The 25904-nt window shown below is 58.5% G+C and carries 26 protein-coding genes; 10 read left to right on the forward strand and 16 right to left on the reverse strand.

Annotated elements, in window-relative coordinates:
* The first annotated feature begins 1 nt into the window (after position 1).
* The 4 genes from gyrB (at position 2) to OXR04_RS18650 (ending at position 5350) form a co-directional block, all read left to right on the forward strand.
* Positions 2–2410 carry a DNA topoisomerase (ATP-hydrolyzing) subunit B gene (gene gyrB / locus OXR04_RS18635; protein ID WP_009088286.1) on the forward strand — a complete coding sequence of 803 codons (2409 nt, stop codon included), beginning with the start codon at positions 2–4 and terminating at the stop codon, positions 2408–2410.
* Between the two features lie 174 nt (positions 2411–2584).
* On the forward strand, positions 2585–3064 hold the full coding sequence (locus OXR04_RS18640; RefSeq protein ID WP_009088284.1) for a YhcH/YjgK/YiaL family protein: 480 nt from the start codon (positions 2585–2587) through the stop codon (positions 3062–3064).
* A gap of 99 nt (positions 3065–3163) precedes the next feature.
* Complete coding sequence (gene yidA / locus OXR04_RS18645) at positions 3164–3973, forward strand: sugar-phosphatase (RefSeq protein ID WP_140923983.1); 810 nt, start codon at positions 3164–3166, stop codon at positions 3971–3973.
* A 108-nt stretch (positions 3974–4081) separates the two neighbouring features.
* Positions 4082–5350, forward strand: a complete 1269-nt coding sequence (locus OXR04_RS18650; protein WP_267372561.1) for a DUF3748 domain-containing protein — start codon at positions 4082–4084, stop codon at positions 5348–5350.
* Here OXR04_RS18650 and OXR04_RS18655 read toward each other — a convergent pair.
* On the reverse strand, positions 5316–5684 hold the full coding sequence (locus OXR04_RS18655) for a YceK/YidQ family lipoprotein (RefSeq protein ID WP_033736117.1): 369 nt from the start codon (positions 5682–5684) through the stop codon (positions 5316–5318). The genes OXR04_RS18650 and OXR04_RS18655 overlap by 35 nt on opposite strands.
* 290 nt (positions 5685–5974) lie before the next feature.
* On the opposite strand from OXR04_RS18655, the gene ibpA reads away from it, so the two are divergent.
* Positions 5975–6391: a small heat shock chaperone IbpA gene (ibpA, locus tag OXR04_RS18660; RefSeq protein ID WP_009088277.1), complete on the forward strand. Its 417-nt coding sequence runs from the start codon at positions 5975–5977 to the stop codon at positions 6389–6391.
* Positions 6392–6683: 292 nt separating this feature from the next.
* Here the strand turns inward: ibpA and OXR04_RS18665 are convergent, their stop codons facing one another.
* Genes OXR04_RS18665 through OXR04_RS18690 form a run of 6 tightly spaced genes read right to left on the reverse strand, consistent with a single transcriptional unit; the run spans position 6684 to position 12403 of the window.
* Complete coding sequence (locus tag OXR04_RS18665; protein WP_009088275.1) at positions 6684–7595, reverse strand: EamA family transporter; 912 nt, start codon at positions 7593–7595, stop codon at positions 6684–6686.
* Between the two features lie 21 nt (positions 7596–7616).
* Positions 7617–8117, reverse strand: a complete 501-nt coding sequence (locus OXR04_RS18670; RefSeq protein ID WP_009088273.1) for a YbaK/EbsC family protein — start codon at positions 8115–8117, stop codon at positions 7617–7619.
* Between the two features lie 29 nt (positions 8118–8146).
* A complete protein-coding gene (locus OXR04_RS18675) occupies positions 8147–8947 on the reverse strand; it encodes a hypothetical protein (protein ID WP_046100908.1) in 801 nt (266 codons plus the stop codon).
* 5 nt (positions 8948–8952) lie between these two features.
* The gene (locus OXR04_RS18680) at positions 8953–9660 is read right to left on the reverse strand and encodes a class II glutamine amidotransferase (protein WP_267372560.1); all 708 of its coding nucleotides are present in this window, start codon (positions 9658–9660) and stop codon (positions 8953–8955) included.
* A complete protein-coding gene (locus tag OXR04_RS18685) occupies positions 9648–10922 on the reverse strand; it encodes an ATP-grasp domain-containing protein (RefSeq protein ID WP_267372559.1) in 1275 nt (424 codons plus the stop codon). Before OXR04_RS18685 ends, OXR04_RS18680 begins: the two co-directional genes overlap by 13 nt.
* 17 nt (positions 10923–10939) lie before the next feature.
* A complete protein-coding gene (locus OXR04_RS18690; RefSeq protein ID WP_267372558.1) occupies positions 10940–12403 on the reverse strand; it encodes a hypothetical protein in 1464 nt (487 codons plus the stop codon).
* Positions 12404–12571: 168 nt separating this feature from the next.
* Here OXR04_RS18690 and OXR04_RS18695 point away from each other — a divergent pair, with 168 nt between their 5' ends.
* Entirely contained in the window at positions 12572–14023 is a 1452-nt protein-coding gene (locus OXR04_RS18695; RefSeq protein WP_267372557.1) for a PLP-dependent aminotransferase family protein, read from the forward strand.
* Here OXR04_RS18695 and OXR04_RS18700 read toward each other — a convergent pair.
* From OXR04_RS18700 to OXR04_RS18720, 5 genes are all read right to left on the reverse strand, one after another.
* On the reverse strand, positions 14020–15270 hold the full coding sequence (locus OXR04_RS18700) for a valine--pyruvate transaminase (protein WP_046100904.1): 1251 nt from the start codon (positions 15268–15270) through the stop codon (positions 14020–14022). The genes OXR04_RS18695 and OXR04_RS18700 overlap by 4 nt on opposite strands.
* Positions 15271–15351: 81 nt before the next feature.
* Positions 15352–16326 (reverse strand): glyoxylate/hydroxypyruvate reductase GhrB, encoded by a 975-nt coding sequence (ghrB, locus tag OXR04_RS18705; RefSeq protein ID WP_009088261.1) that lies wholly within the window; start codon positions 16324–16326, stop codon positions 15352–15354.
* 172 nt (positions 16327–16498) lie between these two features.
* A complete protein-coding gene (locus OXR04_RS18710) occupies positions 16499–17779 on the reverse strand; it encodes an MFS transporter (protein WP_009088258.1) in 1281 nt (426 codons plus the stop codon).
* A gap of 34 nt (positions 17780–17813) precedes the next feature.
* Positions 17814–18776 (reverse strand): sugar kinase, encoded by a 963-nt coding sequence (locus OXR04_RS18715; RefSeq protein WP_046100903.1) that lies wholly within the window; start codon positions 18774–18776, stop codon positions 17814–17816.
* Positions 18777–18785: 9 nt separating this feature from the next.
* Positions 18786–19535, reverse strand: a complete 750-nt coding sequence (locus tag OXR04_RS18720) for a sugar phosphate isomerase/epimerase (RefSeq protein ID WP_267372556.1) — start codon at positions 19533–19535, stop codon at positions 18786–18788.
* A gap of 398 nt (positions 19536–19933) precedes the next feature.
* Between OXR04_RS18720 and mchS3 the strand changes: the two genes are divergently transcribed.
* Both mchS3 and OXR04_RS18730 read left to right on the forward strand, forming a co-directional pair.
* Positions 19934–20350 (forward strand): MchS3 family protein, encoded by a 417-nt coding sequence (mchS3, locus tag OXR04_RS18725; RefSeq protein WP_267372555.1) that lies wholly within the window; start codon positions 19934–19936, stop codon positions 20348–20350.
* Positions 20347–20550, forward strand: coding sequence for a hypothetical protein (locus tag OXR04_RS18730; protein WP_111208014.1), 204 nt, complete (start codon positions 20347–20349; stop codon positions 20548–20550). The genes mchS3 and OXR04_RS18730 overlap by 4 nt, the downstream gene beginning before the upstream one ends.
* Before the next feature lie 110 nt (positions 20551–20660).
* Here OXR04_RS18730 and OXR04_RS18735 read toward each other — a convergent pair whose 3' ends face one another.
* The 4 genes from OXR04_RS18735 to OXR04_RS18750 form a co-directional block, all read right to left on the reverse strand.
* Positions 20661–21686 carry a LacI family DNA-binding transcriptional regulator gene (locus OXR04_RS18735; RefSeq protein WP_267372554.1) on the reverse strand — a complete coding sequence of 342 codons (1026 nt, stop codon included), beginning with the start codon at positions 21684–21686 and terminating at the stop codon, positions 20661–20663.
* Between the two features lie 65 nt (positions 21687–21751).
* On the reverse strand, positions 21752–22732 hold the full coding sequence (locus OXR04_RS18740; protein ID WP_046100900.1) for a LacI family DNA-binding transcriptional regulator: 981 nt from the start codon (positions 22730–22732) through the stop codon (positions 21752–21754).
* Positions 22733–22868: 136 nt separating this feature from the next.
* Positions 22869–23531, reverse strand: a complete 663-nt coding sequence (locus OXR04_RS18745) for an OmpA family lipoprotein (RefSeq protein WP_009088249.1) — start codon at positions 23529–23531, stop codon at positions 22869–22871.
* Between the two features lie 109 nt (positions 23532–23640).
* Positions 23641–24207 carry a DNA-3-methyladenine glycosylase I gene (locus OXR04_RS18750; protein WP_150029956.1) on the reverse strand — a complete coding sequence of 189 codons (567 nt, stop codon included), beginning with the start codon at positions 24205–24207 and terminating at the stop codon, positions 23641–23643.
* A gap of 152 nt (positions 24208–24359) precedes the next feature.
* On the opposite strand from OXR04_RS18750, the gene OXR04_RS18755 reads away from it, so the two are divergent.
* Together OXR04_RS18755 and OXR04_RS18760 are read left to right on the forward strand one after the other, a co-directional pair.
* Positions 24360–25046, forward strand: a complete 687-nt coding sequence (locus OXR04_RS18755) for an autotransporter (RefSeq protein WP_167429515.1) — start codon at positions 24360–24362, stop codon at positions 25044–25046.
* A 75-nt stretch (positions 25047–25121) separates the two neighbouring features.
* On the forward strand, positions 25122–25802 hold the full coding sequence (locus OXR04_RS18760; protein WP_267372553.1) for a hypothetical protein: 681 nt from the start codon (positions 25122–25124) through the stop codon (positions 25800–25802).
* Positions 25803–25904: the final 102 nt, after the last annotated feature.

Here is a 25904-nt window from a genome sequence, read left to right on the forward strand (position 1 = left end):
GATGTCGAATTCTTATGACTCCTCCAGTATTAAAGTCCTGAAGGGGCTTGATGCGGTACGTAAACGCCCGGGCATGTATATCGGCGATACCGATGACGGTACCGGTCTGCATCACATGGTATTCGAGGTCGTGGATAACGCAATCGACGAAGCGCTCGCTGGTCACTGTAGTGACATTGTGGTCACTATCCATGCGGATAACTCCGTCTCGGTGCAGGATGATGGACGCGGCATTCCGACCGGTATTCACGAAGAAGAGGGCGTGTCCGCCGCTGAAGTGATCATGACCGTTCTGCATGCGGGCGGTAAGTTCGATGATAACTCCTACAAGGTCTCCGGCGGCCTGCACGGCGTGGGTGTCTCGGTCGTTAACGCCCTGTCACAGAAGCTGGAGCTGACCATTCGTCGCGAAGGCAAAGTGCATCAGCAGATTTACGTCCACGGCGTTCCCGAGTCGCCGCTGACCGTGACCGGCGATACCGATTTAACCGGTACCCGCGTCCGTTTCTGGCCGAGCTACGAAACCTTTACCAACGTCCGCGATTTTGAGTATGACATTCTGGCGAAACGCCTGCGTGAACTCTCCTTCCTGAACTCAGGCGTTTCGATCCGTCTGGAAGATAAGCGTGACGGCAAAACGGACCACTTCCACTACGAAGGTGGCATCAAGGCGTTTGTTGAGTACCTGAACAAAAACAAAACCCCGATTCATCCGACCGTTTTCTACTTCTCAAACGAGAAAGATGGCATCGGCGTGGAAGTGGCGCTGCAGTGGAACGACGGTTTCCAGGAAAATATCTACTGCTTTACCAACAACATCCCGCAGCGTGACGGCGGTACGCACCTTGCCGGTTTCCGTGCGGCGATGACCCGTACCCTGAACGCCTACATGGATAAAGAGGGTTACAGCAAGAAAGCCAAAGTCAGCGCCACCGGTGACGATGCCCGTGAAGGCCTGATTGCCGTCGTGTCGGTGAAAGTACCGGACCCTAAATTCTCCTCACAGACCAAAGACAAACTGGTTTCGTCAGAGGTGAAATCGGCGGTTGAGCAGCAGATGAACGAACTGCTGGCGGAATACCTGCTGGAAAACCCGGCAGACGCCAAAATCGTGGTCGGTAAAATCATCGACGCCGCGCGCGCCCGTGAAGCGGCCCGTCGCGCCCGCGAGATGACCCGCCGTAAAGGCGCGCTGGATCTGGCTGGCCTGCCAGGCAAACTGGCGGATTGCCAGGAGCGCGACCCGGCGCTCTCTGAAATCTACCTGGTGGAGGGTGACTCCGCAGGCGGCTCGGCCAAACAGGGCCGTAACCGTAAAAACCAGGCGATCCTGCCGCTGAAAGGTAAGATCCTGAACGTTGAGAAAGCGCGTTTCGATAAGATGCTCGCCTCTCAGGAAGTGGCCACGCTGATCACCGCACTGGGCTGTGGCATTGGCCGCGACGAATACAACCCGGACAAGCTGCGCTATCACAGCATCATCATCATGACCGATGCCGACGTTGATGGTTCACACATCCGTACCCTGCTGCTGACCTTCTTCTATCGTCAGATGCCGGAAATCATTGAGCGCGGCCACGTTTATATTGCCCAGCCGCCGCTCTACAAAGTGAAGAAAGGCAAGCAGGAGCAGTACATCAAAGATGACGAGGCGATGGATCAGTATCAGATCGCCATCGCGCTGGATGGTGCCACGCTGCACACCAACGCCAGCGCTCCGGCACTGGGCGGTGAGCCGCTGGAGACGCTGGTCTCTGACTTCAACAGCACGCAGAAGATGATCAAGCGTATGGAGCGCCGTTATCCGATGGCCATGCTGCGCGCGCTGATTTATCACGACACGCTGAGCGATCTGACCAATGAAGCGGAGGTCACGACCTGGCTGAACGGCCTGGTGAGCTATCTGACTGAACGCGAAGCGCACGGCAGTACTTATCTGGCCCAGGTTCGCGAAAACCGCGAGCTGAACCTCTTCGAGCCGGTTCTGCGCGTTCGCACCCACGGTGTGGATACCGACTACCCGCTGGAAGCGGAGTTCATTCAGGGGCCGGAGTACCGCAAAATCTGCGATCTTGGCGGCAAACTGCGTGGCCTGCTGGAAGAAGATGCCTACATTGAACGTGGTGAGCGTCGTCAGCCGGTGGCCAGCTTCGAACAGGCGATTGAGTGGCTGGTTAAAGAGTCGCGTCGCGGCCTCTCTGTTCAGCGCTACAAAGGTCTGGGCGAGATGAACCCGGATCAGCTGTGGGAAACCACCATGGACCCGGACAGCCGTCGTATGCTGCGCGTCACCATCAAAGATGCCATTGGTGCTGACCAGCTGTTCACTACGCTGATGGGCGATGCGGTTGAACCGCGCCGCGCCTTCATCGAAGAGAATGCGCTGAAAGCAGCCAATATCGATATCTGATTGGTCGCAGACCGGACAGGCCATCACTCCGGTGATGGCCTTTTTTTTATGCCGCCGCGGCGAACGCCGCGCCCGGTGCTGCGAGACCGATCACGTTTTCCCTCGCCCTGCTCCTTTACGCTTGCCTCTCTTTGCGCCTTCAGCGCGCACAACGTTAATACAGGGAGTTACCTTATGATTGTCTGCGACTGTCACGACTGGAACAGAGAACGTCACGCCTTTCATCCGGTTATCGATCAGGCGATACGCTGGATTACTGACACCGACTTCAGCCAGCTCGACACCGGTAAATATGCCATCCTGCCTGAGGATAAGATGTTCTGCCTGGTGCAGGAGATGATGACCGAACCGGCGAGCGCGCGTCGGGCAGAATCCCACTTCAGCTACATCGACATTCAGTTTCTGCTGGCCGGCAGCGAGAATATCGGCGTGGCCCGTGCCCACCCCGATCAGCGAGTGACCGAGGATTTTGCTCAGCAACGCGACGTGGTCTTTTATCAGAAGACGCTGAATGAGTCGGTGATCACGCTGCTGCCCGGCATGTTCGCGATCTTTTTTCCGCACGATATTCATCGCCCCTGCTGCGCGCCGGGTGAACCCGCCATTATCCGAAAAGCCGTGATTAAAATTCACCGCGATCTGTTTACGGCCTGACACTGACGGTCGGCCGGGGGTGCCCGCCTGCTATGAAACTGGTCAATACGCGCTGAATCGCGCTAGCATTGAACCAAACCCAGACGCAACGAGGACTCTATGGCTATTAAATTGATCGCTATCGACATGGATGGCACCCTGCTCAATCCGCAGCATGAGATCACGCCGGGGGTGAAATCTGCCCTTGATCGCGCCCGCCAGCAGGGGGTATCGATTGTGCTGACCACCGGCCGGCCGTTTGTGGGTATCCAGCGCTATCTGATGGAGCTGGATATGCAGACCCCCGGCCAGTACGCGATCAGTAACAACGGCGCGCTGGTTCATCAGGCTGAAGATGGTGAGTGCGTGGCGGAAGTGACGCTGACCTTTGACGACTACCTCTACATTGAGCAGCTGGCGCGTGAACTTGGCGTCCATTTCCAGGCGTTCGACAAATCCCATCTCTATACACCCAACAAAGACATCAGCGAATACACCATCCATGAGGCGAGCCTGACCGGGATTCCGGTGCGCTATCGTGCGGTGGAAGAGATGGACCGCGCGACGCGCTTCCCAAAACTGATGATGATCGACCGTCCGGCCCTGCTCGACGCGGCGATTGCCCGCCTGCCAGAGCATGCTAAGCAGACCTATACCATCCTGAAGAGTGCGCCTTATTATCTGGAAATCCTCGATCGCCGGGTCAACAAAGGTCAGGGCGTCAGAATGCTGGCGGAGAAGCTCGGCCTGAAGCAGGAAGAGGTGATGGCGATAGGTGACCAGGAGAACGACCTGGCGATGATTGAGTATGCCGGCACGGGTGTCGCCATGGGCAATGCGATTGATTCGGTCAAGGCTATCGCTCAGTTCATCACAAAAACCAATATGGAAGATGGCGTCGCACATGCCATTGAAGAGTTAGTGCTGTAACCGCCCTGCGCTTTCCGGGCCGCGCTGGCCCGGAACCCGGTAAAAAAGCTGCAGCGCGAAACAGAATCGCGTAATTTGTCGGGCATCGCTTCCTGCACGGGTTTCACCATGTCAGAAAAACAGATCACCTTTGCTGCCCGTCAGCATCAGCTCACCAATATCAATGTCTGGACTGCCGACAGCCAGTGGCTGGCATTTGACGTGCGTCCTTCGGGCGCCTCCTTTACCAGCCAGACCATTGAGCGGGTCAATGTGATGACCGGTGAGGTGGAGGTGCTCTATCAGGCACAGCACGGGGCTCATGTCGGCGTGGTGACGGTCAGCCCCGATATGCCGCCGCGCTACGTCTGCATTCATGGCCCGGAACATCCCGATGCCCGGTGGCAGTATGATTTCCATCACCGCCGCGGGGTAATCGTTCAGAACGCCACCGCCATCAATCTGGATGCCTGCGATATCACGCCCCCCTTTACGCCTGGCGCGCTGCGGGGCGGGTCGCATGTGCATGTCTTCAGTCCCGACGGTTCACGTCTGAGCTTTACCTACAATGACCATGTCATGCATGAACGGGATACCCGGCTGGATCTGCGCAACGTCGGCATCGCGGTGCCGCTGCGCGCAGTCACGCCGGTTAAGCAGCATCCGCGGGAGTATGACGGCAGCTACTTTTGCCTGCTGGTGAGCGAGACGCATCCGGCACCGCAGCCGGGCAGCGACCAGATCAACCGTGCCTATGAAGAGTGCTGGATCGGTAACCGCGGCTATCAGAAACCGGACGGCCGCTGGCAGCGCTGGGCTATCGCGTTCATCGGCGACACGCTGACGGCGGAGGGCGAGAAGCGTCCTGAAGTGTTTGTTGTTGATCTGCCCGAAGACCTGGACGATTACGCCCGGGCCGGTGCCAGCCCGCTGGAGGGCAGCAGCCAGCAGTTGCCTGCGCCCCCGGCTGGCGTCAGGCAGCGCCGTCTGACGTACGGTCGTGGTCTGGCGCTGCAACCGCGCCACTGGCTGCGCAGTGCGCCCGATGGCAGCCAGATTGCGTTTCTGATGGCAGATGAGGGAGGGGTGATCCAGCTCTGGACGGTCTCTCCCAACGGCGGCGAACCGCGTCAGGTGACCCGTCTCGGCAGCAGCATTCAGTCCGCCTTCAGCTGGCATCCTGATGGCCAGGCCGTCGCCTTTATCTGTGATAACAGCGTGATGCGATGTGACGCTGAGAGCGGCGAGTGCCAGCGTCTGACGCGCAGAACGGATGACGCCCCCTCAGGCGACGCGGTCGTCTGGTCACCTGACGGCACGCAGATTGCGTATATGCGTGAGGTGGAGGGCTGGCGGCAGCTATTTACGGTTGCGGCTGAGGGCGCAGCGGAGGCATAGGCTGCGCCTGCGCCAGGCTCTCCTGCGTGTGCGCCAGCTTTTCGCTCTGCAGAATGCGTTCCCGCGGGGAGTCGAGTGATTTATCTTTGTCGCTGCGGTAGTAGTCCCACGGCAGCAGCAGCGTATCCATCACAGCGGAGAAAGGAAGATCGATCAGTGCCAGCGGCTTCAGCGCCCAGCTGGTGTCCCCGTCGGTCAGCATATCCGCGCTGGCCCGGGTGCCTGGATAATAGCCCTGACTCGCACCTGTGTGTGACATCACGCTGGAACAACCGGTTGTCGCCATTGCGCAGCAAACCATTCCAGCCAGAGGTAAGGTCTTCATCAATTTCATTATCATCATCCCTTCAGCCCTGACATGCGCCGGGCTGAGTTGGCTTGCCAGACAACGTCAACACTCTGGGGCGAAGTCCGTTCGGGTCTGACAAAAGGTGTTCTGAGTGTATGTCATTTCCTGAGATTGGCGAAAAAAATTGCATTCTGCGCGCTTGAAAATTCTTCTTTGGCACCCATTTTTAGTTTACGGACGCGCTCACCGTCGCCGAAAGGGACAGTGAGGTGCCGGATCCAGCCTGTCCAGTCGTGGAAGGTTGCCAAAACTTGCTGAAATTCAGGAGTCTTAATATGCGTAACTTTGATCTCACCCCACTTTATCGCTCAGCTATCGGTTTCGATCGCCTGTTTAACCTGCTCGAATCAAACCAGAATCAGAGCAACGGGGGTTATCCTCCCTATAACGTTGAACTGGTCGATGAAAATCACTACCGCATTACCATCGCGGTGGCCGGTTTCTCTCAGAGCGAGCTTGATATCACAGCGCACGACAATGTGCTGACTGTACGGGGTGCCCATCCGGAAGAGCAGGCCGAGCGTAAATACCTGTATCAGGGTATCGCCGAGCGTAACTTCGAGCGTAAATTCCAGCTTGCCGACCACATTGTGGTGCGCGACGCCCGTCTCGAAAATGGTCTGCTGAGTATCGATCTTGAACGTCTGGTACCGGAAGAAGCCAAACCACGCCGTATTGAGATTCTGAAGTAATTTCTGAAGTAACCATAAAAAACGCCGCTAATGCGGCGTTTTTCGTTTTTAAGATCAGTAGAGATTCATAAGGCAAAAAATGTTGCTCCGCTCCCCTGTTTCAGACGGCTGATAAGTTCAAAGCGATGGGAGCATACGCCTGTAGCAAAGCATCGCGGACCAGGGATGGGCCGCGCTGAGCATGCCAGGGATGGCGTCTATTGCGTCTTTGCGAAAGGCGTATGCTCCCTGAGCCTGTCACCTGACCTCAAGGCGATATTTTTTGCCCTTATATCTGACGCCGGCCTTGCCCTTACGGCTGCGTTCGCATCGCGAAACGCTGTCCCAGCACGCCGCCAAACACGTTGATCAACAGGCCGGCAATAATCACCGAGGCGCCCAGCATCTGCTGCCCGGAAAGATGCTCATCCAGCACCAGCGCAGCGGTAATGATCCCGACCACCGGCACCAGCAGCGACAGCGGAGCAACGCGCCAGGTTTCGTAGCGGCTGAGCAGATTTCCCCAGATGGCGTAGCCGACGATGGTGGCGACAAAGGCCAGATAGAAGAGCGCCAGTACCGTCTGCAGCCCGATGTGCAGCAGGCTGCTGACGATAGCCTCCTGCCCCTCAAACAGCAGCGAGCAGGCAAAGAAAGGAATGACCGGCACCAGCGCACTCCAGACCACCAGCGACATAATCGGCACGCTGCGATTCCGCATAATGATCTTGTTGGTAATGTTACCCAGCCCCCATGACAGGGCCGCCGACAGCGTCAGCATCATAGTCGTCAGCGTAATGCCGGCGCTGGTCTGTCCTTCCATGCCTGCCGTCGCCAGCAGAAACATCCCCAGCGTGGCGATGATAATCCCGGTGATGTGGTTCCAGCGCAGCTTCTCCGCCAGCAGCAGCGCCCCCAGCAGCAGGGTAAAGAACGCCTGCGCCTGCAGCACCAGGGAGGCCAGGCCTGCTGGCATACCGAGCTGAATCGCCAGGAAGAGAAACGCAAACTGACCAAAACTGATGGTCATACCGTAAACCACCAGCCAGCGCAGCGGGATCGGCGGACGGCGCACAAAGAAAATGGCAGGGAAGGCGACCAGCGTGAATCGCAGTCCGGCGAGCAGAAAAGGCGGCATCCCCTGCAGCCCCAGCTTGATCACTACAAAATTGACGCCCCACGCCACCACCACGCACAACGCTAACAGCATATCTTTTACCGACATCAGAAACTCCTTGAGCCGCCGTCAGGCGGTGATCGCAATCGGGGTCGCGATATCAGCACAGCACGCTTCCCCCACGATGCGAAAATAGTCATCTACAGCCAGCGCGATCGATTTATCCAGCTCGCCCGCGTTAAACCATAACGTTCCGACCTGCTGCAGCCGGGTATCGACCCGCAGCGTCAGCCGGTCATCAAAACTGAATGGCGGCACCGCGCCCATCACACAGCCGGTCAGCGCCTGCGCCAGCTCCGGCGCGGCGAAAGAAGATTTCTTTCCGCCGATGGCGCGCGCCGCACTTTTAAAATTGATCCGGCAGTCGCCCGGCACAATCGCCAGCAGCGGACGCGGCGGCGCGCCGTCCGGCATGACGACCTCCAGCACCATCGCCTTAGCCGCCTGACCCAGTGCATTACCGCGTATCTGGCTGATCTGGTCGGTCTGCCCTATCGCCTCATGCTCCACGACGCGGTAGCTGGCCTGATGCTGATCCAGCAGCGCGGTGATTTTTTCAAACGTCGTCATATCCCTCTCCTTGTCTGGCCCGGACCGGATTAACTCCAGGCGATAGCGTGTTTCATTTTTTTATCGGTCAGCCCGAAAAAGAATCCCATGGTGATGCGGGTATCACCTTCAACCCGATCAATCTCATGATAAAAAGCGGGATTAAACAGATAGATATCGCCACTGCGTGGTGAAAATTCGCAGACTTCGCTGTGTTCAATCACCTCAGCGGGATAGCCCAGCTCACCGGCCGTTTTGAACCGCTCATCCTCCGGTGCCCATTTTTTGTTGTAGATCCGCAGCGCCCCGCCCGCGTTGCACTCCTGCAGGCAGACCACACAGCTGAGCTGATGGAGAATCTGCGTCACCGCCAGCCCGCTTCCGGCGGCATCACGCACGATATTGTCGTTGTGTAACGGGTTCGCGACGCCATCGGCATGAAACCGCACGATAGAACCGGCATAGTCGCCGTGGCCCGGCTCCTGGGCGATGCGCAGGCTCTCCAGCCGCAGCGCATGCTGAACCCAAAGGTAGATCTGCTCACGCAGGGTGGTGAGTGAAGGGGGCAGCGCCGGCTGGATATCGCGCAGCTCGGTAAAATAGTTATCGGGCTCTGCGGTGTGACGCGCCAGATAGGGACCGAGCGTGGTCAGCGCGCCATTCGGATAGTGAGAAACACGGATCTTTTCCCGGCAGCGCTGCAGATCCGCCACCACCGCTTCCCGCACCTCCGGCGTCAGGAAATTACGCAGCACCAGCAGCGGCACACGCGCCGTGACGATGTCATCCAGCCAGGTCGACTCCACAAACATGCTGGGATTAATCACGCGGAACTGATTGAAAATAGCCATGTTTATCACTCCCTAAACGGAATTTCATAGAGTTCATGATTGTTCATTCGCCGCCAGCTGCCGGCGCTGCCTGGTATTGTCACGGGTTCAGAAGCGATCAGCGTGCAATCCTCCTGTTGCCGAAAATGCATCGTAAAATAGTCAGGCCAGGGGGTGTCGTGGGGATACCACTGCCACGCCCAGGCTTTGTCACGGGTGACGAAAATGGCATTGCCTGCGCTGCCGCCGGGTTCCACCTGCGCCATCTTTGCGCGCAGATAGTCGCGGGTGAAGTCGGCGGGCGTGGTCTGATCGACCAGGTAACGCAGGTACTCTTCTGAATCGAAACGGGATTTCGCCAGGCCAAGCTGGCGGTGGATGGTCGGCAGAAAGCCGTTGTGCATCATGTACCACTGATGACCCGCGCTGTGGCGCGTCAGCGGATGAGAAAAGGCCAGCCCCTGATTTTTACTCAGCGTGGCGTGGCGCACATGCACGGCCAGAAACGGACTGCGCAGCCGATCCACATCGATGTCCGGCAGCGCCTCAGCAAATGCGCCCGTGCCGTGCAGGGTGCGGATCTCCCCCGCTTCCAGCCACAGGCAGCCCCAGCCGTTGGGATGGGATTTGATTGGGCCATCGTGTTCGGCTCCTTCGCCGCAGCTCATGGCGCGCGCCGCCTCCAGAATCTGAGCGCTGTCGAACCTGCCATGCGCCAGAATCATTCTGCACATACTTTGTCTCTCCCGGCGGTCACCGGCTGCGCGGCAATCACCTGCTGAAAAAGGGTCATAACGGGCTCCCGCGTCGGAGCGCTGAGGCTGAAGGTCGCCAGAATGCCGGCGTGACGGGTCAGATCGGCGTAGAGCGATGAGCGGGATGACACCTGCAACGCAGGCAACCGGAGGGGGGGTAACAGCGCCCCCTGCTGATGCTGTTCAATCCAGCGTTCCGCCGCCTGCAGCTGTGCGGGCTGGCGCAGGCGCAGCTGGCCGACAGCGCGTGACGTGCTCAGGGCAAAGGCAGGCAGGGTGCCTCCCGCCTCCAGCCGGAAAGTCACCTCAGCCCAGTTGATACCGGTCGCCTCCTCAACCAGCATCGCCACCCCCATGCCAGAGAGCCGGAACCCCATCTCCAGAAAATGCGGCACGCCATTGACCACAATGAAATCGATATGAAACGCGCCCTGACGGTAGCCAAAGGTTTCGCAGCAGAAGGTCATGAGACTGCTGAACGCGGCGGGTAGCGCCGCTGCTGCCATCGCCACATGCCCCGACTCATAAAAGCTGACGCAGCCTTCGCTGTCCCGGTGCTGCTCAATCACCTTCTGGCAGCAGGTCAGCGCCCGGGGATGCCCCTGCGCGACCACACCCTGCAGCGAAAACTCCTCGCCGATCAGGGCGCTTTCCACGATAAAGCCGCTGAAGCCGCGCCCGCCATAGTTCATGGTCTGCACCAGCTGCTTCACCACGCTGCGCAGCTGATCGGCCCGCTCAATCAGCCAGATGCCCAGCCCGCCGCCGCCATCTACCGGTTTGACGACGCAGGGGTAGATGAGCGCCTGCTCCGCATCCAGAATGCTGAGCGGCGAGGCAAAAAAGCGGAACTCCGGCTGCGGGAAGCGCGGCCAGGCTTTTTTCAGCGCCATGCGCTGCGCATATTTATCCAGCGGGATAAAGGCGGCGGGCGCGTCCGGCCCGGCCAGCATGTCGCGCAGTCGCCCGGCGCTGGCGTTGTAGGCTTCAAAGCCCGCCAGCACCACCAGCGGATGCGCCAGTAAACCGGCGTGCAGATAAGCCTGCATCACCTCCCACGGATTCTCAGGGCGGTCGAGGCGAATAATCAGATCAAAAGGCAGCGCCAGGCTTAGTGACTGGTAATCGACAAAGTCGCCCATTTCCGCCAGCACGGTGAAATAGCCTTCGCGCTTTGCCACCGCGCAGTAAGGGTTCTGTCCATCGCGGGTGGCGCCAATTTGCAGAAAAATCTTTTTCATCGCCTCGCCTTACCGGGTTATCGCCCGGAGATGACTTCTGTCACCGTGTCATTGAGCACACCGTTACTGACCTGAATCACCGCTTTATGGGGATCGAAGCGCAGCACGCGCGACAGGGGATCGGGGCTTTTGCCCTCCAGCAGCGAACTGACCGGCTTGCTCTGCCAGCAGTGGCGCATCTGTGTCAGCGTCATGCCGGAGAGGTGCGTTAACGCCCTGGCCAGCGCGACGTCCTGACTGCGTTGCTCAAGCAGGTCGCGGATAGCGGCCTCTTCCAGCGCGATCTGCTGCCCGGTCAGCCAGTGACCGAGCTGCTGGCCCTGTCCCAGAAAGGGCGAGTAGATCATGCAGATCAGCTGCGCTTCGCTGAGGTCAAACGCCTGCACGGCGAACGCGGCTGCGCGCTGCCGCTGCTGCCGGATCGCGGCGTCATCCTGATAGCGCGCCGCCATCTCGTCGATCAGCTGCGGGGGAAAATCCTTCTTCACCATCAGCCCCAGCGCAAAACGCACATATTCACGGATCCCCTCGGCGTAGCTGCGCTGCAGGAGCGTTTCGGCCCGCAGTCCGCGCAGATGCGCCATCAGCGTCGGGTTACCGCAGTCAGACTCAGAAAAGCTGAACATCAGTTCATCAAAGCGGAAGCCCATAAAGTCGCTGAGCAGCGCCCAGTGCGCACCCGCTTCATAGGCCGTGTCCTGATAGATATTGAAGAAGAGCGGATCGCGCGCCAGCTGGTGGGTGATGCGGTGCGCGGCAGTGAGCTGGCCGGCCCCGTAAATGTCGCTAAAGTAGCGCTCTGCGACGCCATCCAGCGTCTGCAGGAACCCGCTGAAGCCACGGCTTTTTTCCGCGACCGGCGCATCAAACAGTCGTGAGAGGTGCCGCGCCCAGGCCACATAGGCGGCCTGCTCCTGCGGCGAATCGCCGGTGATAATCATATCCACACCGCCGTTGTAGTCCGCCGCCAGGCCAAAGGAGTTGACCATGCTGAGATTGCAGGCGTTGCAGAAGGTGGAGCGCGCATCGGCGCGAAAGCGGTGGCCATTCATCAGCACATCGTTGCGGTTCTGCTCACGCACGCTGTCCGGCATCGGCAGATCGCGGGCGAAAGGGCGGATCAGCAGACCATCCACCACCAGACAGGTCACCCGTTCATCGTCATGCATCGCCAGCGACTGATAAACGCGATGAATATTATCCATGACGCTCTGGTTCATCGCCGCGTGACGGTTGGTGCTGACCCGCAGATGAAAGGTAGTGCCCTGCTGCTGCCAGATCAGCCCCTGAATGTAGCGCACGTAAGCCACCATGTAGCTGCTGTCTTTGCCGCCGCCATAGGCGAGCAGGACGCGGTTGTTCTCAGGCTGCTTATCGGGTAACGCCGCCAGCAGACGGGCCGAACAGCGCTGAGCCGACGCGATGATAACCGGTGAGAGATACGCTTCCATTGCTTTCATCATGGCGGGCAGATTATTCATCTTTCACATTTTCCTTAGGTGAACGGCCTGCCGTTATGGCCACAGGCCCGACGGCAGCCGGGCGCTGTGCGCCGTTTAGCGTCATGAATAATTAAGAGATGCAGCCTAAAGTACTTTGAATGTACTCTGTTGAATATGCACAGATCAGCGCGATATGGGGTGGAACAGATGACCGGGGTTATCGGGGAACAGGAGAGTCAGAGCAGCCGTTATCGCCAGATAGCAGAACAGATTAAACAGGCGATCCATGCCGGTTCACTGGCACCCGACAGCCGTCTGCCCTCGGTGCGCACCCTGGCGACACAGTACAATGTCAGCCTCACCACCGCCCTGAAAACCCTGCGTACGCTGGAAGATGAGCGCTACGCCGTCGCCCGCCCGAAGTCGGGTTTTTTTGTTGCCCCACAGCGGCCCGCTTCGCGTGCGTTACCCGCCGTCAGCGAACAGCCCCGCGCCATTGCCCCGCTCGATGAGCAGACCGAACTGCATCTGGCGATGCTCGGATCAGACTGCCGGGTACGCCTCGATCTGGCGAACGGCGACAGTGCCCTCTATCCGATCAGGCGGATCGGCCTGCTGATGCGCCAGATGGGTTACAGCAAACCCGCCCTGCTCGGTAACACGGTTAAGGGCACCGGCTATGCCCCGCTGAAAGCGGAGATTGCCCGGCGCGCGGTCGATTATGGCTGCAATATCAGCGCCGATGATATTCTGATCACCAACGGCTGCATTGAGGCGATCTCGCTGTCACTGCGCGCCACCACGCAGCCAGGCGATGTGGTGGCGGTGGAGTCCCCCTGCTATTTCGTCCTGCTGCAGATGCTGCATAACCTCAACTTACGGGTGATTGAAGTGGAAGCCGGGCCGGAAGGCTATGTGAATGTGGCAACCCTCACCCGTCTGTTTCAGCGCAAAGCGGTGCGGGTCTTTCTGACGCTGTGCAACATCAACAATCCGCTGGGAAAAAGCATTCCCAACGAGCAGAAAGCCTATATTGCGCGCCAGGCCGATGAAAACGATGTGGTGATCATTGAGGATGATATTTTTGGCGATACCGCCTTTGGTGAGCGTCGCCCTTTCCCGATGCGCGCCTTCAGCCCCAACGCTATTCTCTGCAGCGGCTTCTCGAAAACCGTGGCACCCGGCATCCGCATCGGCTGGGTCCACAGCGTCAACTACATGCGTAAGATCGCCTCGCTGAAATATACCTCCACCATGGGCACCTCGGTGCTGTCGCAGGCGGCGGTGGCGGAACTGCTGCGCAGCGGCGGCTATGATGCTCACCTGCGCAAGCTGCGGCGCGAACTGGCGCGGCAAATCAGCGAAATGCGTCAGTCGGTGCTGCGGGAGTTTCCGGCCGGGACAACGGTCTCTGACCCGGAAGGGGGATATGTGCTGTGGGTCGCCATGCCGCCGCAGGCGCTGAACGTGCGCGAGCTGTTTCTGAAGGCGCGCAACGCAGGCATCGGGATTGCGCCGGGCCATATTTTTGCCACCGATCAGCGCTACGATCACTGTTTCCGGCTGAATGCCGGTTTTGGCTGGAATGCGGAAGTGGAACAGGCGATCCGACAGCTGGCGCAGTGGTGCCAGCTGTCGTTAACCGACGCGCAGGCTTAGCTGTCGCGCCAGGCTTTCTCCACCTCTTCCGCCAGAATCTGCACCGCCCGCTCGATGTTCTCCGCATCCGGCACGTAGTTCATCCGCATACACTGGTGGGTGTGCGGCCACGCCTGCTCCAGCCCCGGAAAGAAGAAGTGGCCCGGCACCATCAGCACCCCGCGCGCTTTCAGCCGCTGATAGAGCGTTTCCGTGGTGATCGGCAGATCGCGGAACCAGAGCCAGAGGAAAATCGCCCCTTCCGGCTTGTGGATCAGGCAGCGCTCTTCTGACAGATGGCGGCGCAGGATCGCAATCGTCTGCGCAACCTTCTGCTGATAAAACGGCTTAATCACCTCTTCGGAGAGCCGCAGCAGATCGCCGCGACGAATCATCTCATTGGCGATGGCCGGGCCAATACTGCCGGGGGCCAGGCTGATGATGCCGTTCATGTTGCTCAGCGCAGAGATGGTCTTCTCATCTGCGATAATGATGCCGCAGCGCGCGCCCGGCAGGCCAAGTTTCGACAGGCTCATGCAGAGAATAATGTTGGGATTCCACAGCGGACGCACTTCGCTGAAGATGATGCCGGGGAACGGCACGCCGTAGGCATTGTCGATCAGCAGCGGCACATCATGCTGCTGCGCCAGCGCATCCAGCTGGATCAGCTCCTCATCGGTGATCACGTTGCCGGTGGGGTTGGTCGGACGCGAGACGCAGATCAGCCCGACCTCATCGTTCATCGGCAGATGCTCGAAATCGACATGATATTTGAACTGTCCCTCCGGCAGCAGCTCAATGTTCGGCTTCGCCGAAACAAACAGCTCCTCTTCCAGACCGGCATCCGCATAGCCAAGGTACTCAGGCGCCAGCGGAAACAGCACCCGCTTTTTGCTGCCGTCGGCGCGGCGACCGGCAAACAGGTTAAACAGATAGAAGAAGGCGCTCTGACTGCCGTTGGTCAGCGCAATATTCTGCGCGGTAATCGGCCAGCCAAGCTGGTCGCGCAGCAGCCCGGCCAGCGACTCCAGCAGCGTCGCTTTGCCGCGCGGGCCGTCGTAATTGCACAGTGCTTCGCTGAGTTTGCCCTCCTCATGCATCTGCTGCAGCAGCTGCTGAAAGTAGTCGTTCATGGCCGGGATCTGCGCCGGATTACCGCCGCCAAGCATGATGGTGCCGGGCGTACGCAGGCCTGCGCCCATATCTTCCATCAGACGTGAAATGCCGGAATGTTGGGTAAATTTGTCGCCGAACTGAGAAAAGGACATAGCGGTTAAAAATTTGTGATTGCGAATCGGGGGTTCACCATAACGCCCGCCATCGGCGGGCGCAATGGAAAGGCGTGGCGATTATTTCAGCGCCTGAGGGTTAACGCAGTTTTTATCGACGTTTCCGCCGAGCGCGGCGATAAGATTCTCCACCGCATCCTGCATCATGCCGTAGCGGGTTTCGTGGGTGGCAGAACCGATGTGCGGCAGCGTCACCACGTTCGGCAGCGACAGCAGCGGAGAGTCGGCAGGAACCGGCTCCTGCTCAAACACATCCAGCCCGGCGGCGTGCAGTTTGCCCGCCTGCAGCGCGGCGATCAGCGCCTTCTCATCCACCACCGGCCCGCGACCGGCGTTGATCAGTACCGCATCCGGCTTCATCAGTTCCAGCTCGGCGGCCCCAATCAGATGGTGGGTTTCGTCAGTCAGCGGCAGGCTGATGCAGACAAAATCACTCTGCTGCAGCAGCTCTTTCAGTTCGCAGCGCTGCGCGCCAAAGCGCGACTGCGCCTCCTCATGCTCACGGCGCGCGTTGTAGAGGATTTTCATGCCGAAGCCAAAGTGGGCACGCTGCGCCAGTGCCATCCCGATCCGTCCCATACCGAGAATGCCCAGCGTTTTATGGTGTACGTCGATGCCGAACTGCGCCGGTCCGATGCTCTTCTGCCAGTGGCCCGCTTTGACCCAGGCATCCAGCTCCGGCACCCGACGCGCGGTGCTCAGCACCAGCGCCATCATGGTGTCAGCCACGGTTTCCGTCAGCACGGTCGGGGTGTGCATCAGCACCACATGACGCGCATTCAGCGCCGCCACGTCAAAATTGTCATAGCCCACCGAGACGCTGGAGCAGACGCGCAGATTAGGCATGTTCGCCAGCAGCTCGCCATTCACTTTTCCGCCCGATCCCAGCAGGCCCTCGGCCTGGCGGAACGCCGCAGCGTGCTGCTGCTGGCTCTCTGGCGAAAGATTGCTCACTTCCGTCACGTCACACTGTTCAGCCAGGCGCGCATAGAGGTCGTCAGGCAGTTTTTTATAGAGAATTACAGCGGGTTTCATTCAGTGGCTCCCGATCAAACAAATAAGTAGCGGGCGGCTTGCGGGCCGCCCGGAGAAAACAGAGGCTGACGTTTACGCCCGGGCGGCATCCGTACAGACCCGGAAAGGCCTGTGCGAACGGTGCAGGCGTTGTGGACCTGCACCGGGCCAGCCCGCTTCAGCGTTTACGCTTTCAGGCCGGTTTCGCGCCCCGCAGCGGCGGCGCTTTGTTCTGCGCCGGTTTCACTATCAGCGTCAGCCACACCGACACCAGCAGAGCCGAACCCATAAAGATGTAGGAGGCTGCCGGGCTGCCGGTCGCCCCATTAAGATAGCCGACGATCCATGAACCGATAAATGACCCCAGCGCACCCATACTGTTGATCAGTGCCATTGCCCCGCCCGCGACGTTGCGTGGCAGCATCTCAGGAATAATGGCGAAGAACGGTCCGTAAGGCGCATACATCGCGGCACCGGCAATCACCAGCAGGGTGTAGGAGGCCCAGAAGTTGCTTGAGCCGACCAGGTAAGAGCCAAGGAACGCCAGCGCCCCCACCAGCAGCAGCGGCCAGACAAACAGCTTACGATTCTGGGTTTTGTCCGACGCCCAGGAGACCACGACCATCGCAATGGTCGCCGCCAGATAAGGCACCGCTGACAGCCAGCCCGCTTCAACCATGCCCATCTGCGTGCCGTTACGCAGAATCGACGGCAGCCACAGCACAAAGCCATATACACCGATGCTCCAGGCAAAATATTGCAGGCAGAGGATGATCACATTGCGGTTGCGGAACGCTTCACCGTAGTTACGCACCGCCTTGATGTTTTCCTGCTCTTTTTGCAGCTCAGCCTGCAGAGCCGCTTTCTCTGCATCGCTCATCCAGCGCGCCTGAGACGGCTTATCCTGCACCAGGAACCACCAGGCAATCGCCCAGATGACCGCCGGAATCCCTTCAATGATAAACATCTCACGCCAGCCGAAGGATTCGATCAGATAGCCCGACACCACCGACATCCAGAGCACGGTGACCGGGTTCCCCAGGATCAGGAAGGTATTGGCGCGCGAACGTTCCGATTTGGTAAACCAGTTGCTGATGTAAATCAGCATGGCCGGCATCACCGCTGCTTCCACCACGCCCAGCACAAAGCGAATCGCTGCCAGCATCGGAATGTTGCTGACCACACCGGTCAGCGATGCACAGCCACCCCACAGGATCAGGCAGCCGAAAATCAGTTTCTTCACGCTGCGGCGTTCGGCATAGATTGCGCCCGGGATCTGGAAAAAGAAGTATCCCAGGAAGAACAGCGCGCCCAGCAGCGAGGACATGCCTTTGGTGATGCCGAGATCGTCATTAATCCCGGCGGCAGAGGCGAAGCTAAAGTTTGCACGGTCGAGATACGCCAGGCTGTAGGTGATAAACACGATGGGCATGATGAACCACCAGCGTTTTGGCGCGATTGTCTGCTTTTTCATCGGGAACTCCTGTGTCTGTAGAGGGGCGCGTGAACTACTCGTCGCCCAGTTGCTGACGCGTCGGCAGACCTTCGCTGTCACCAATGACCTGAATCGCCATCGAACCAATTTTATTGCCGCGGCGAATCGCCTGCGGCAGCGTCTGACCTTCCAGCAGGGCGCTGATCACGCCGACGGCAAAACCGTCACCGGCCCCAACGGTGTCGACCACGTTGTCGACTTTTATCGCCGCCACCTGTCCCTGTTCACCCTGTGCGGTTTTATACCAGGCGCCGTCACAACCGGTTTTAATCACGACCGCTTTCACACCCTTATCGAGATAGAAATCTGCAATCGCTTCCGGCTGACGGTAGCCGGTCAGGATCAGCCCCTCTTTTTCGCCTGGCAGTACCCAGTCGGCATACTCCGCCAGCAGATTGAGCTGCTTACGCATCTCCTCTTCACTGCGCCACAGCACCGGCCGCAGATTAGGATCAAACGAAATGGTTTTCCCGCGCGCGCGCATCTCTTTGGCCGTGTGCTTCAGCAGTTCCAGTGAACTCTCCGAGAGCGCTGCCGCCACCCCGCTGAGATGCAGATGGCGTGCCGAGCCAAAGTAGTCCGCGTCAAAATCGTCAACCGACAGATGGCTTGCCGCCGAGCCTTTACGGAAATACTCGACCAGCGGGTCAGAGCCATCATCGACTTTGGATTTCAGCTGGAAACCGGTGGGATAACGGTTATCGACCGTGACCCGGGCGTGGTCAATGCCCTCTTTTTTCAGCTGCTGGCAGATAAAGCGACCAAAGGCGTCATCGCCAACCCGGCTGACCCAGCCCACTTTCAGGCCAAGACGCGCCAGGCCGGTCGCGACATTGAGTTCTGCGCCTGCTGCGCGTTTAACAAAGGTCTCTGCGGCGGCGAGATCGCCGGTTTCACGGGCGACAAACATCGCCATCGCTTCCCCGATGGTGACCACATCAAGCGGACCGTTGTGATATTGGGTGTGATGACTCATTTTTACTCCTTACACATTGCGCAGCAGCGACACATAGTGGCGCGTCACCGCAATCAGATCGTCGCCTTCCAGCGGAAATTCAATACCGCGCGGCACCGAGCCGGGCAGCTGTTGCAGCAGGTCACGCCAGCCAGCGTCCGCCTCATCCAGCGCAATTGCCCGGAAACTCTCCTGATGCGGAACGGCGGCTTTGACGTGCACATAGCCGACCTGCTCGGCCAGCTGCTGCGCGGCCTGGAAGGCGTTTTCGCCGGTCCAGCACCAGTTCCCCATGTCGAAGGTCATCGTGATCGGTAGCCCGGCTTCCCTGATCGCCGTGAAAAACGCGACGGAGGGTGCGAGTTTGCCCTGTTCGGTCTGATCGTTTTCCACCGTCAGTTCACACGGCAGTTCTGCCAGATGTGCCTGCAGCGTTTCACGGTGAAGTGCACCGGTGAAATGTCCCAGCGCGACTTTCAGCCGCTGCGCATTTAACTGGCGTGCTTCTTCAACGTAGTGGGTTATGCGCGGATTGATTTCGCCGCCGTCACAAAACAGCGTATCGGGCACCGAATAGCTGGCCTGAAGCTGATGCTGTGCCACCGCCTGCGCCAGGGCGGGCAGATCGGCCAGCGCCGCGTCATCAAGCAGTTCGCGGCGGATTTCGACGCCATCAGCACCAGCCTGCTGAATGATCGGCAGCAGCGCAGTCTGGCCGCCGAGTGCGGCGATCTGCGCATGGCCATAAGCGGCGGTCACCACAATGATGTCAGGTTTCATGTTCTGCTCCATGGCAGGTTTTTGCGCGTAGCGGATACAAAAACCCTAAATGGAACCGGTTCCAAAGCAAAGCAGCAAACTGTGAAACTATGATCGTGCTCACGAAGCGAACACGAAGAGAGGTCTGAGGCTTACAAATGCAGGATTGTACGCTAAGTGCATATCAGAGAGCTCCGATGAAGGAAAAAAGTGAGGATTTTTATCATGTTAAGAGGGATGCGGATAGCTATGAAGTCATCGTTACTGAAAAGCGTTAGCGGGATTAATGCAAAAACGGATCGGAAAAAACCAAAACCGTCATTTTATGATGCTGTTAAATTTAATTCCTTTATTTCCATCCTATTATTGCTCAGCGTCATTTATAGCCGGTAATAAGATAGCAAACGGAGGTTTTGCAGATGAAATGGATTTTAATAACACTATTACTTGCTTCAGGATTAACAACGATTTCAGCCCAACCCGATCAGGACATAGAAAAGGAAATCTTCACTGCCACTCTATTTTCGATGGGCTTCAATGGATTTATTGCGAAGGAAATGCCACAACAACTGATATACGAAAAAGCTTTAAAAGATAACAACTCCGTAAAGATATTTGAAAGTGTGATGGAATCTGAAACCGCCACGTCTGAAAGTAAAGCCTGTGCGGCATGCGGTCTTTGGCAGAAAAAAGAGATAGACAAAATACAAGTAAGAAAAGAATATAAAGCTCTGCCTGTAACGCTATTAACGGGTGACATCCTCAGGCAGGAATCCTTAGAAAAGGTTATCGAAAATATACGACTACACGGATGCAAATTAAGGAGATCGAAATGAGAAACATAGATAAGTCAGAAGCCGAACGCGTTGCTGGCGCCGTGAATATGAGTGATTCAGGCGAGCCAGAAAAAAACTTTATTATCTTCGGGGGAAGCCCGGATGAATGGTTTGATAATATAAAAGTTTTCTCGACGCCAGGCCCAGGCCCTCTCAGCGTGTGTGCTGTTAATTTAACTCTCTCCGGCCTGCCTTTGTAAGCCAGTAAGAAGCCTGTCCTGAGCAGGCTTCTTTCGTCCCTTTCGACAATACCTTAACGGCACACTCTCTGATTTGCCCGCACAGCCCGAAGTAAGAACAAACCTGCACCTCAGGGAAGCGGCTGGCTGGAGCCGCGAACGATCAGTTCGCCGGAGAACACCTGTTCGGCAACCGGCAGGTCACTGCCATCAATACGGGCAATCAGTCGCTCCAGCGCACTGAAGCCAATCTGCCAGGTCGGCTGTTTCAGCGTGGTAATCCCGACACCGGCCAGCGCCGCCCACTCCAGTTCATCGAAACCGAGCAGGCCGATATCGCGGCCCCACTGCAGGTTGAGTCGCTGCAGCGATCGCGCCACCTGCAGCGTCAGCGCCCCGTTGGCGACCATTACCGCACAGCGTTTGCCCGCATGCTGCTGATGGAATGCCAGCAGCGCCGCGTCCAGCGCATCGGGCTGATGCAGCACCACTTCCACATTCTGATGCTCAACCTGCGGATGCGCCGCCAGCAGATGGCGGAACGCCTGCAGACGCTCGCGGCGCGTGTTGACACTGCCCAGCGGTTCACTGAGAAACATCAGAGCCTCATAGCCATTGTCGACCAGATGGCGCGTAGCGGTTTCGGCGGCTTCGGCGTTGTCCAGGCCCACCACATCGCAGGGAAAATCGGGGATTTTGCGGTCAATCAGCACCATCGGCAGCAGGGACTGCTGCAGATGATTCAGCACCTCTTCGCGCATCCCGACCGCATTGACTACGATGCCTTCAACCTGATAACTGCTCAGCAGCTGGAGGTAGTGCTGCTCCAGATCCACTTCGTTGTTGGTATTACACATCAGCAGCGTAAAGCCCTGCTCACGACAGGCGGCTTCAATGCCACTCATGACATCGACGGAATAGGGGTTAGTGATATCGGCGATAATCAGCCCAATCAGGCGCGTACGCCCGCGTTTCAGACCGCGTGCCATCTGGCTCGGACGATAGCTGAGGTCCGCTATCGCCTGTTCAATCCGCGCTTTCAGATCGGCGGAGAGCAGATGCAGTTCACCGTTCAGATAACGTGAAACGCTGGTTTTACCGGTCCGAGCCGCGTGAGCAACATCGCTGATGGTGGCGCGAGGCGGCCTGGTTTTCATGAGATATCCTGCAAAATTATAAATTCGGCAGAGACTAGCACAAGCGCAGCCCGGAGCAAAAAGCGCTACGCCGGTAATTGCAGCCAGGGCTGCCACAGGGTCTGTAACGTCTCCGGCGGCGCACCCTCGATCAGCCGGACAATCATCTCCGCCACCTGCTCTCCAGCCTGATGTGGCGTTGCCTGACGAATCGCGACAATGGGATGATCGAGAATCGCATCCCCCGGTAATCCCTCCCAGCCTGCCAGCAGGATGGCATCCTCACCCGCGGCGCGTCCGGCCTGATGCAGCGCCACAGCCGCGCCTTCCGCCAGCGCACCACAGTCGGTGATGATCACCTCCGGCATCGGCCCCTCTGCCAGCCACTGCCGGGTCTGCTGATAGCCGGCACGGCGCGTCGGTGCCACTGCCGCCATCGCATAAGGCGCGAGATCACCCAGCGCCGTCAGATAGCCCTGACGCCGGTCGCGCGCGCGGCTGCTGTTCTCCTCACTGCCAAGCCAGGCGATCCGCCGCCGTCCCTGTGCCAGCGACCACTCCACCGCCAGCTGCGAACCGGCAAGGTGGTCAACATCAAACCAGGCATAGGTGGCGGGCAGATCGCTGCGACCCAGCGTCAGAAAGCGAAAATCGGTCTGCAGCAGCGCATGAAGCCGACAGTCATCTGGCCGGGTGTGGCCGATAATCAGGGCATCGACAGCCCCGCTGCGCAGCAGGCGGGTGAGCGCCGGAGGATTCTGCTGCTTATCTGTCAGCAGCAGCAGGTTAATATCATAACCGGCCAGGTGATGCTCCAGTGCCAGTAACATGTCACTGAAATCGCTGCCACTCAGAGGCGAAGCCCCCGACGGACAGACCAGGCCCACCGCATTAGCGCGACCGGTTTTCAGCCGTCTGGCCGCCGCATTAGGCCGGTAGCCGCGCCGTTGCGCCTCCGCTTCGATGCGTTTACGCGTCTCCTGAGCGACATCCTGGTAACCATTGAGGGCGCGGCTGACGGTGGTGACAGAGAGACCTAAAACCGCCGCGATGGCTTTAAGAGACATAGGGGAATTTCCACTGATCAATTTTTGATCAGGCTACCATAAAGCCTCTGCTGGCTCTATCCACAGAACGCTTTCTGGTGCTTTTAACGTGAGACTTTCCAGAAAAAAGGGCGCCCCCGGGAGGGGGCGACCACGGTTAGCCCAGCGGGGTGAGTGTGATCTCAACGCGACGGTTTTGCGCTTTGCCGGCTTCGGTGCTGTTGGTGGCAACCGGGTTATCCGGGCCTGCCCCCTGCGTACGCAGGCGATCGCTGGCCACGCCCTGCACGATCAGCGCGCTGGCGACACTTTCAGCACGCTGCTGAGAGAGACGCATATTCAGCGCACGGGTGCCGGTGCTGTCGGTGTAACCCACGACGTTTACCGCCGTTTTTGGATACTCTTTCAGCACCATTGCAACACCGGTCAGGGTGTTCGCGCCTGCGGGTTTCAGATTGCTGCTGCTGGAGTCGAAGGTGACATTGTTGGGCATGTTCAGGACGATGTTATCGCCATTACGGGTCACGCTGACGCCGGTGCCGCGCATCTTGTCACGCAGTTTCGCTTCCTGCACGTCCATGTAGTAGCCCACGCCACCGCCCAGTGCCGCGCCGCTTGCGGCACCAATCAGGGCACCTTTACGGCGATCTTTCTTCGACGATGAAAGCACGCCGACACCGGCACCCACTAATGCGCCCAGGCCCGCGCCTACGCCTGACTTACCCGCCTGTGATTCACCGGTGTAAGGATTGGTGGTGCAGCCAGGCAGGGCCAGGCTGCCGCTCAGTAACAGGGTGATCGCGATTAATTTCTTCTGCATTTTTGTTCCCTTACAGTCGAGACACAGGGGAAAACCTTCCCCATAAGTGGCACGATTATGCCGCCTGTGGAACAGGGATGTATGAGGAAAAATCCTGATTTATGGAGAATCAGCGGGTAATGGCATCAGGATGGCAGAAACAGTTGCTCTGATGATCGTTTATCAGCCCGCAGGCCTGCATAAAGGAATAGCAGATTGTCGGGCCGATGAATTTAAAACCACGCTGCTTTAACGCCTTTGAGAGCGCAATGGCCTGCTCTGACGTGGTGGGGGCCAGGCTGTAGTCGGGATAATGGTGAACGATTTGCACGTTATCGACAAATTGCCAGACGAACTGGCTGAAATCCTCACCTTTCGCCTCCATTTCCAGGTAAGCGCGGGCATTCGCGATAATGGCGGCGATTTTGCCGGGATGGCGGATAATGCCGCTGTTCAGCAGCAACCGGTCGATCGCTGGCGCGTCCATCTGCGCAATCGCCTGCGGATCGAACTGGTGAAACGCCTCGCGATAATTTTCCCGCTTTTTCAGCACGGTGATCCAGGAGAGTCCCGCCTGCTGTCCTTCCAGACAGAGCATCTCAAACAGCGCACGCTTGTCTCTCTGCGCCACCCCCCATTCCCTGTCGTGATAAGCCAGATAGAGGGGATCCTGTGTTACCCAACCACATCGTTGCATCGCTTTGTTCCTTTTAACGAGAATATTTTAGCGGTCCGCTTGATCTTAAAATTAATCGGTTGATAGTTAAACGATCAGCGGTTAAATAACAGAGACAGCGCGAATTTTAATTACGACGCCGGATAATAACTTCAGCCCTGCCTGGAGAAGAGATGTCGCCGAAAAGCGGTTGGAAAGGTCTGAGAACCTGCTGTGCTGCATGGCTGTTAATCTTAATGGCACCGGCTTTTGCCCGGAGCGGCCTCTCTGCGCCGCCGCACGCCGACTTTCTGCCGGACTACGATACGATACTGGCAGAGAAGATCGCGCTGACGCCTCTCACCTTCAGTGACGAAAACCGCGCCCTGTTTGAAGCCGCCATTAACTCTCCCACCGCTTCACCCATCGCGCTGCACAGTGAAACCGGCAGCGCAGGCACCACCCCGCTGGGAAAACGCTACCGGGCTGGCGTGGAGATGCCTGTTGCGCCGTCGCTCACCACCGGGCCGGTGGCGCAGTATGCCGTCGATCCGCAACCCATGAACTGTCTGCAATGTGACTACAGCGATCAGCAGAGTCGCGAGCAGAGTGCCAGCGTCGGCTGGCGCATCGATTCGCAGCAGGGATGGATATCGCCCTGGGCGCAGCTCAGCTATCGCTATCTGCTGGCGGAGACGCCCCAGACTCCCCGCCGCGAGGCGACGAACGGCCCGGATCAGAGCGAGGGCATCGATCTGAGTATCGGGGCGCAGCTGCCGCTGAACGACAATCTGGCGGCTTTCGCCTCATTTTCACAAAACGAAGCGCTGAATAATCAGGAACAGCAACTTTACAGCTTCGGCTTCAGCGCCAGCTTCTGAGCGGGGCATAAAAAGAGAAAGGCGGTCGGGCGTTTAAAATATAATGAGCCTGCTAATCATTATACTGGTAACACTATGCGCAACGATCTCACTCTTATTGGCCGCGAAATCGCGGTTTTTCTGCTGGCAGCGCTGTTTCTTGCCCTCACCATCGTTCCTGTCTACATCGACGTCGCCTGGATGAACGACGCACTGCATGAGACCTCATTCACCGAAACCACTCAGGAAGTGATGCTGGCGACCATCGCCGCACTCTTCTTTATCGCGGCCCGACGCCGTCCCGATCAGCGCGGGGCGCTGACCCTGGTCGCCGGTTTTTACGCCTGTATGCTGATCCGTGAACTCGACTTCGTGTTTGATGCCATTCAGCATGGCAGCTGGGTCTGGTTTGCGCTGGCCGTCACCGCGGGCTCACTGGCCGTCGCGCTGCGCACGCCGAAAAAAAGCGTGCATGCGCTGGCTGCCCTGGTGCAGCACCGCAGCTGGCCGGTCATGGCCTCCGGCTTTTTAGTGGTACTGGTCTTCTCCCGACTGTTTGGTGTGCATGTGCTGTGGCAGCACCTGATGCTGGGGGATTACAACCGGGTGGTGAAAAACATGGCCGAAGAGGGCACTGAGCTGCTGGGATACAGCCTGTGCTGGCTCGCCTCGGTTCGCTATGTATGGCAGACCCGCCCCGCTGCTGCCGCCCTTACCGTGCGCGTACCGGAATCTGTACCGGCCCGCCATGCCACGTCGCCGGTGACCTCGCACTGACCCGCACTCCTGCTTTTTAAGCGATCCCCTCCGTTAAAAAAGGTACAATAACCCCTTCTGCGCCGGCGACAGGTTCCCGGCGCAAGGTGTTCGTTAACCTCA

Origin of the sequence: Pantoea sp. GM_Pan_3 (assembly GCF_026541045.1) — a bacterium.
GTDB classification, from domain to species: domain Bacteria; phylum Pseudomonadota; class Gammaproteobacteria; order Enterobacterales; family Enterobacteriaceae; genus Pantoea; species Pantoea anthophila.

What these genes read in the sequence shown, in the direction of transcription:
- gyrB (WP_009088286.1), top strand. Translation starts at nt 2, where the DNA reads ATGTCGAATTCTTATGACTCCTCCAGTATTAAAGTCCTGAAGGGGCTT.
- OXR04_RS18640 (WP_009088284.1), top strand. Translation starts at nt 2,585, where the DNA reads ATGATTGTCTGCGACTGTCACGACTGGAACAGAGAACGTCACGCCTTT.
- yidA (WP_140923983.1), top strand. Translation starts at nt 3,164, where the DNA reads ATGGCTATTAAATTGATCGCTATCGACATGGATGGCACCCTGCTCAAT.
- OXR04_RS18650 (WP_267372561.1), top strand. Translation starts at nt 4,082, where the DNA reads ATGTCAGAAAAACAGATCACCTTTGCTGCCCGTCAGCATCAGCTCACC.
- OXR04_RS18655 (WP_033736117.1), bottom strand. Translation starts at nt 5,684, where the DNA reads ATGAAATTGATGAAGACCTTACCTCTGGCTGGAATGGTTTGCTGCGCA.
- ibpA (WP_009088277.1), top strand. Translation starts at nt 5,975, where the DNA reads ATGCGTAACTTTGATCTCACCCCACTTTATCGCTCAGCTATCGGTTTC.
- OXR04_RS18665 (WP_009088275.1), bottom strand. Translation starts at nt 7,595, where the DNA reads ATGTCGGTAAAAGATATGCTGTTAGCGTTGTGCGTGGTGGTGGCGTGG.
- OXR04_RS18670 (WP_009088273.1), bottom strand. Translation starts at nt 8,117, where the DNA reads ATGACGACGTTTGAAAAAATCACCGCGCTGCTGGATCAGCATCAGGCC.
- OXR04_RS18675 (WP_046100908.1), bottom strand. Translation starts at nt 8,947, where the DNA reads ATGGCTATTTTCAATCAGTTCCGCGTGATTAATCCCAGCATGTTTGTG.
- OXR04_RS18680 (WP_267372560.1), bottom strand. Translation starts at nt 9,660, where the DNA reads ATGTGCAGAATGATTCTGGCGCATGGCAGGTTCGACAGCGCTCAGATT.
- OXR04_RS18685 (WP_267372559.1), bottom strand. Translation starts at nt 10,922, where the DNA reads ATGAAAAAGATTTTTCTGCAAATTGGCGCCACCCGCGATGGACAGAAC.
- OXR04_RS18690 (WP_267372558.1), bottom strand. Translation starts at nt 12,403, where the DNA reads ATGAATAATCTGCCCGCCATGATGAAAGCAATGGAAGCGTATCTCTCA.
- OXR04_RS18695 (WP_267372557.1), top strand. Translation starts at nt 12,572, where the DNA reads ATGACCGGGGTTATCGGGGAACAGGAGAGTCAGAGCAGCCGTTATCGC.
- OXR04_RS18700 (WP_046100904.1), bottom strand. Translation starts at nt 15,270, where the DNA reads ATGTCCTTTTCTCAGTTCGGCGACAAATTTACCCAACATTCCGGCATT.
- ghrB (WP_009088261.1), bottom strand. Translation starts at nt 16,326, where the DNA reads ATGAAACCCGCTGTAATTCTCTATAAAAAACTGCCTGACGACCTCTAT.
- OXR04_RS18710 (WP_009088258.1), bottom strand. Translation starts at nt 17,779, where the DNA reads ATGAAAAAGCAGACAATCGCGCCAAAACGCTGGTGGTTCATCATGCCC.
- OXR04_RS18715 (WP_046100903.1), bottom strand. Translation starts at nt 18,776, where the DNA reads ATGAGTCATCACACCCAATATCACAACGGTCCGCTTGATGTGGTCACC.
- OXR04_RS18720 (WP_267372556.1), bottom strand. Translation starts at nt 19,535, where the DNA reads ATGAAACCTGACATCATTGTGGTGACCGCCGCTTATGGCCATGCGCAG.
- mchS3 (WP_267372555.1), top strand. Translation starts at nt 19,934, where the DNA reads ATGAAATGGATTTTAATAACACTATTACTTGCTTCAGGATTAACAACG.
- OXR04_RS18730 (WP_111208014.1), top strand. Translation starts at nt 20,347, where the DNA reads ATGAGAAACATAGATAAGTCAGAAGCCGAACGCGTTGCTGGCGCCGTG.
- OXR04_RS18735 (WP_267372554.1), bottom strand. Translation starts at nt 21,686, where the DNA reads ATGAAAACCAGGCCGCCTCGCGCCACCATCAGCGATGTTGCTCACGCG.
- OXR04_RS18740 (WP_046100900.1), bottom strand. Translation starts at nt 22,732, where the DNA reads ATGTCTCTTAAAGCCATCGCGGCGGTTTTAGGTCTCTCTGTCACCACC.
- OXR04_RS18745 (WP_009088249.1), bottom strand. Translation starts at nt 23,531, where the DNA reads ATGCAGAAGAAATTAATCGCGATCACCCTGTTACTGAGCGGCAGCCTG.
- OXR04_RS18750 (WP_150029956.1), bottom strand. Translation starts at nt 24,207, where the DNA reads ATGCAACGATGTGGTTGGGTAACACAGGATCCCCTCTATCTGGCTTAT.
- OXR04_RS18755 (WP_167429515.1), top strand. Translation starts at nt 24,360, where the DNA reads ATGTCGCCGAAAAGCGGTTGGAAAGGTCTGAGAACCTGCTGTGCTGCA.
- OXR04_RS18760 (WP_267372553.1), top strand. Translation starts at nt 25,122, where the DNA reads ATGCGCAACGATCTCACTCTTATTGGCCGCGAAATCGCGGTTTTTCTG.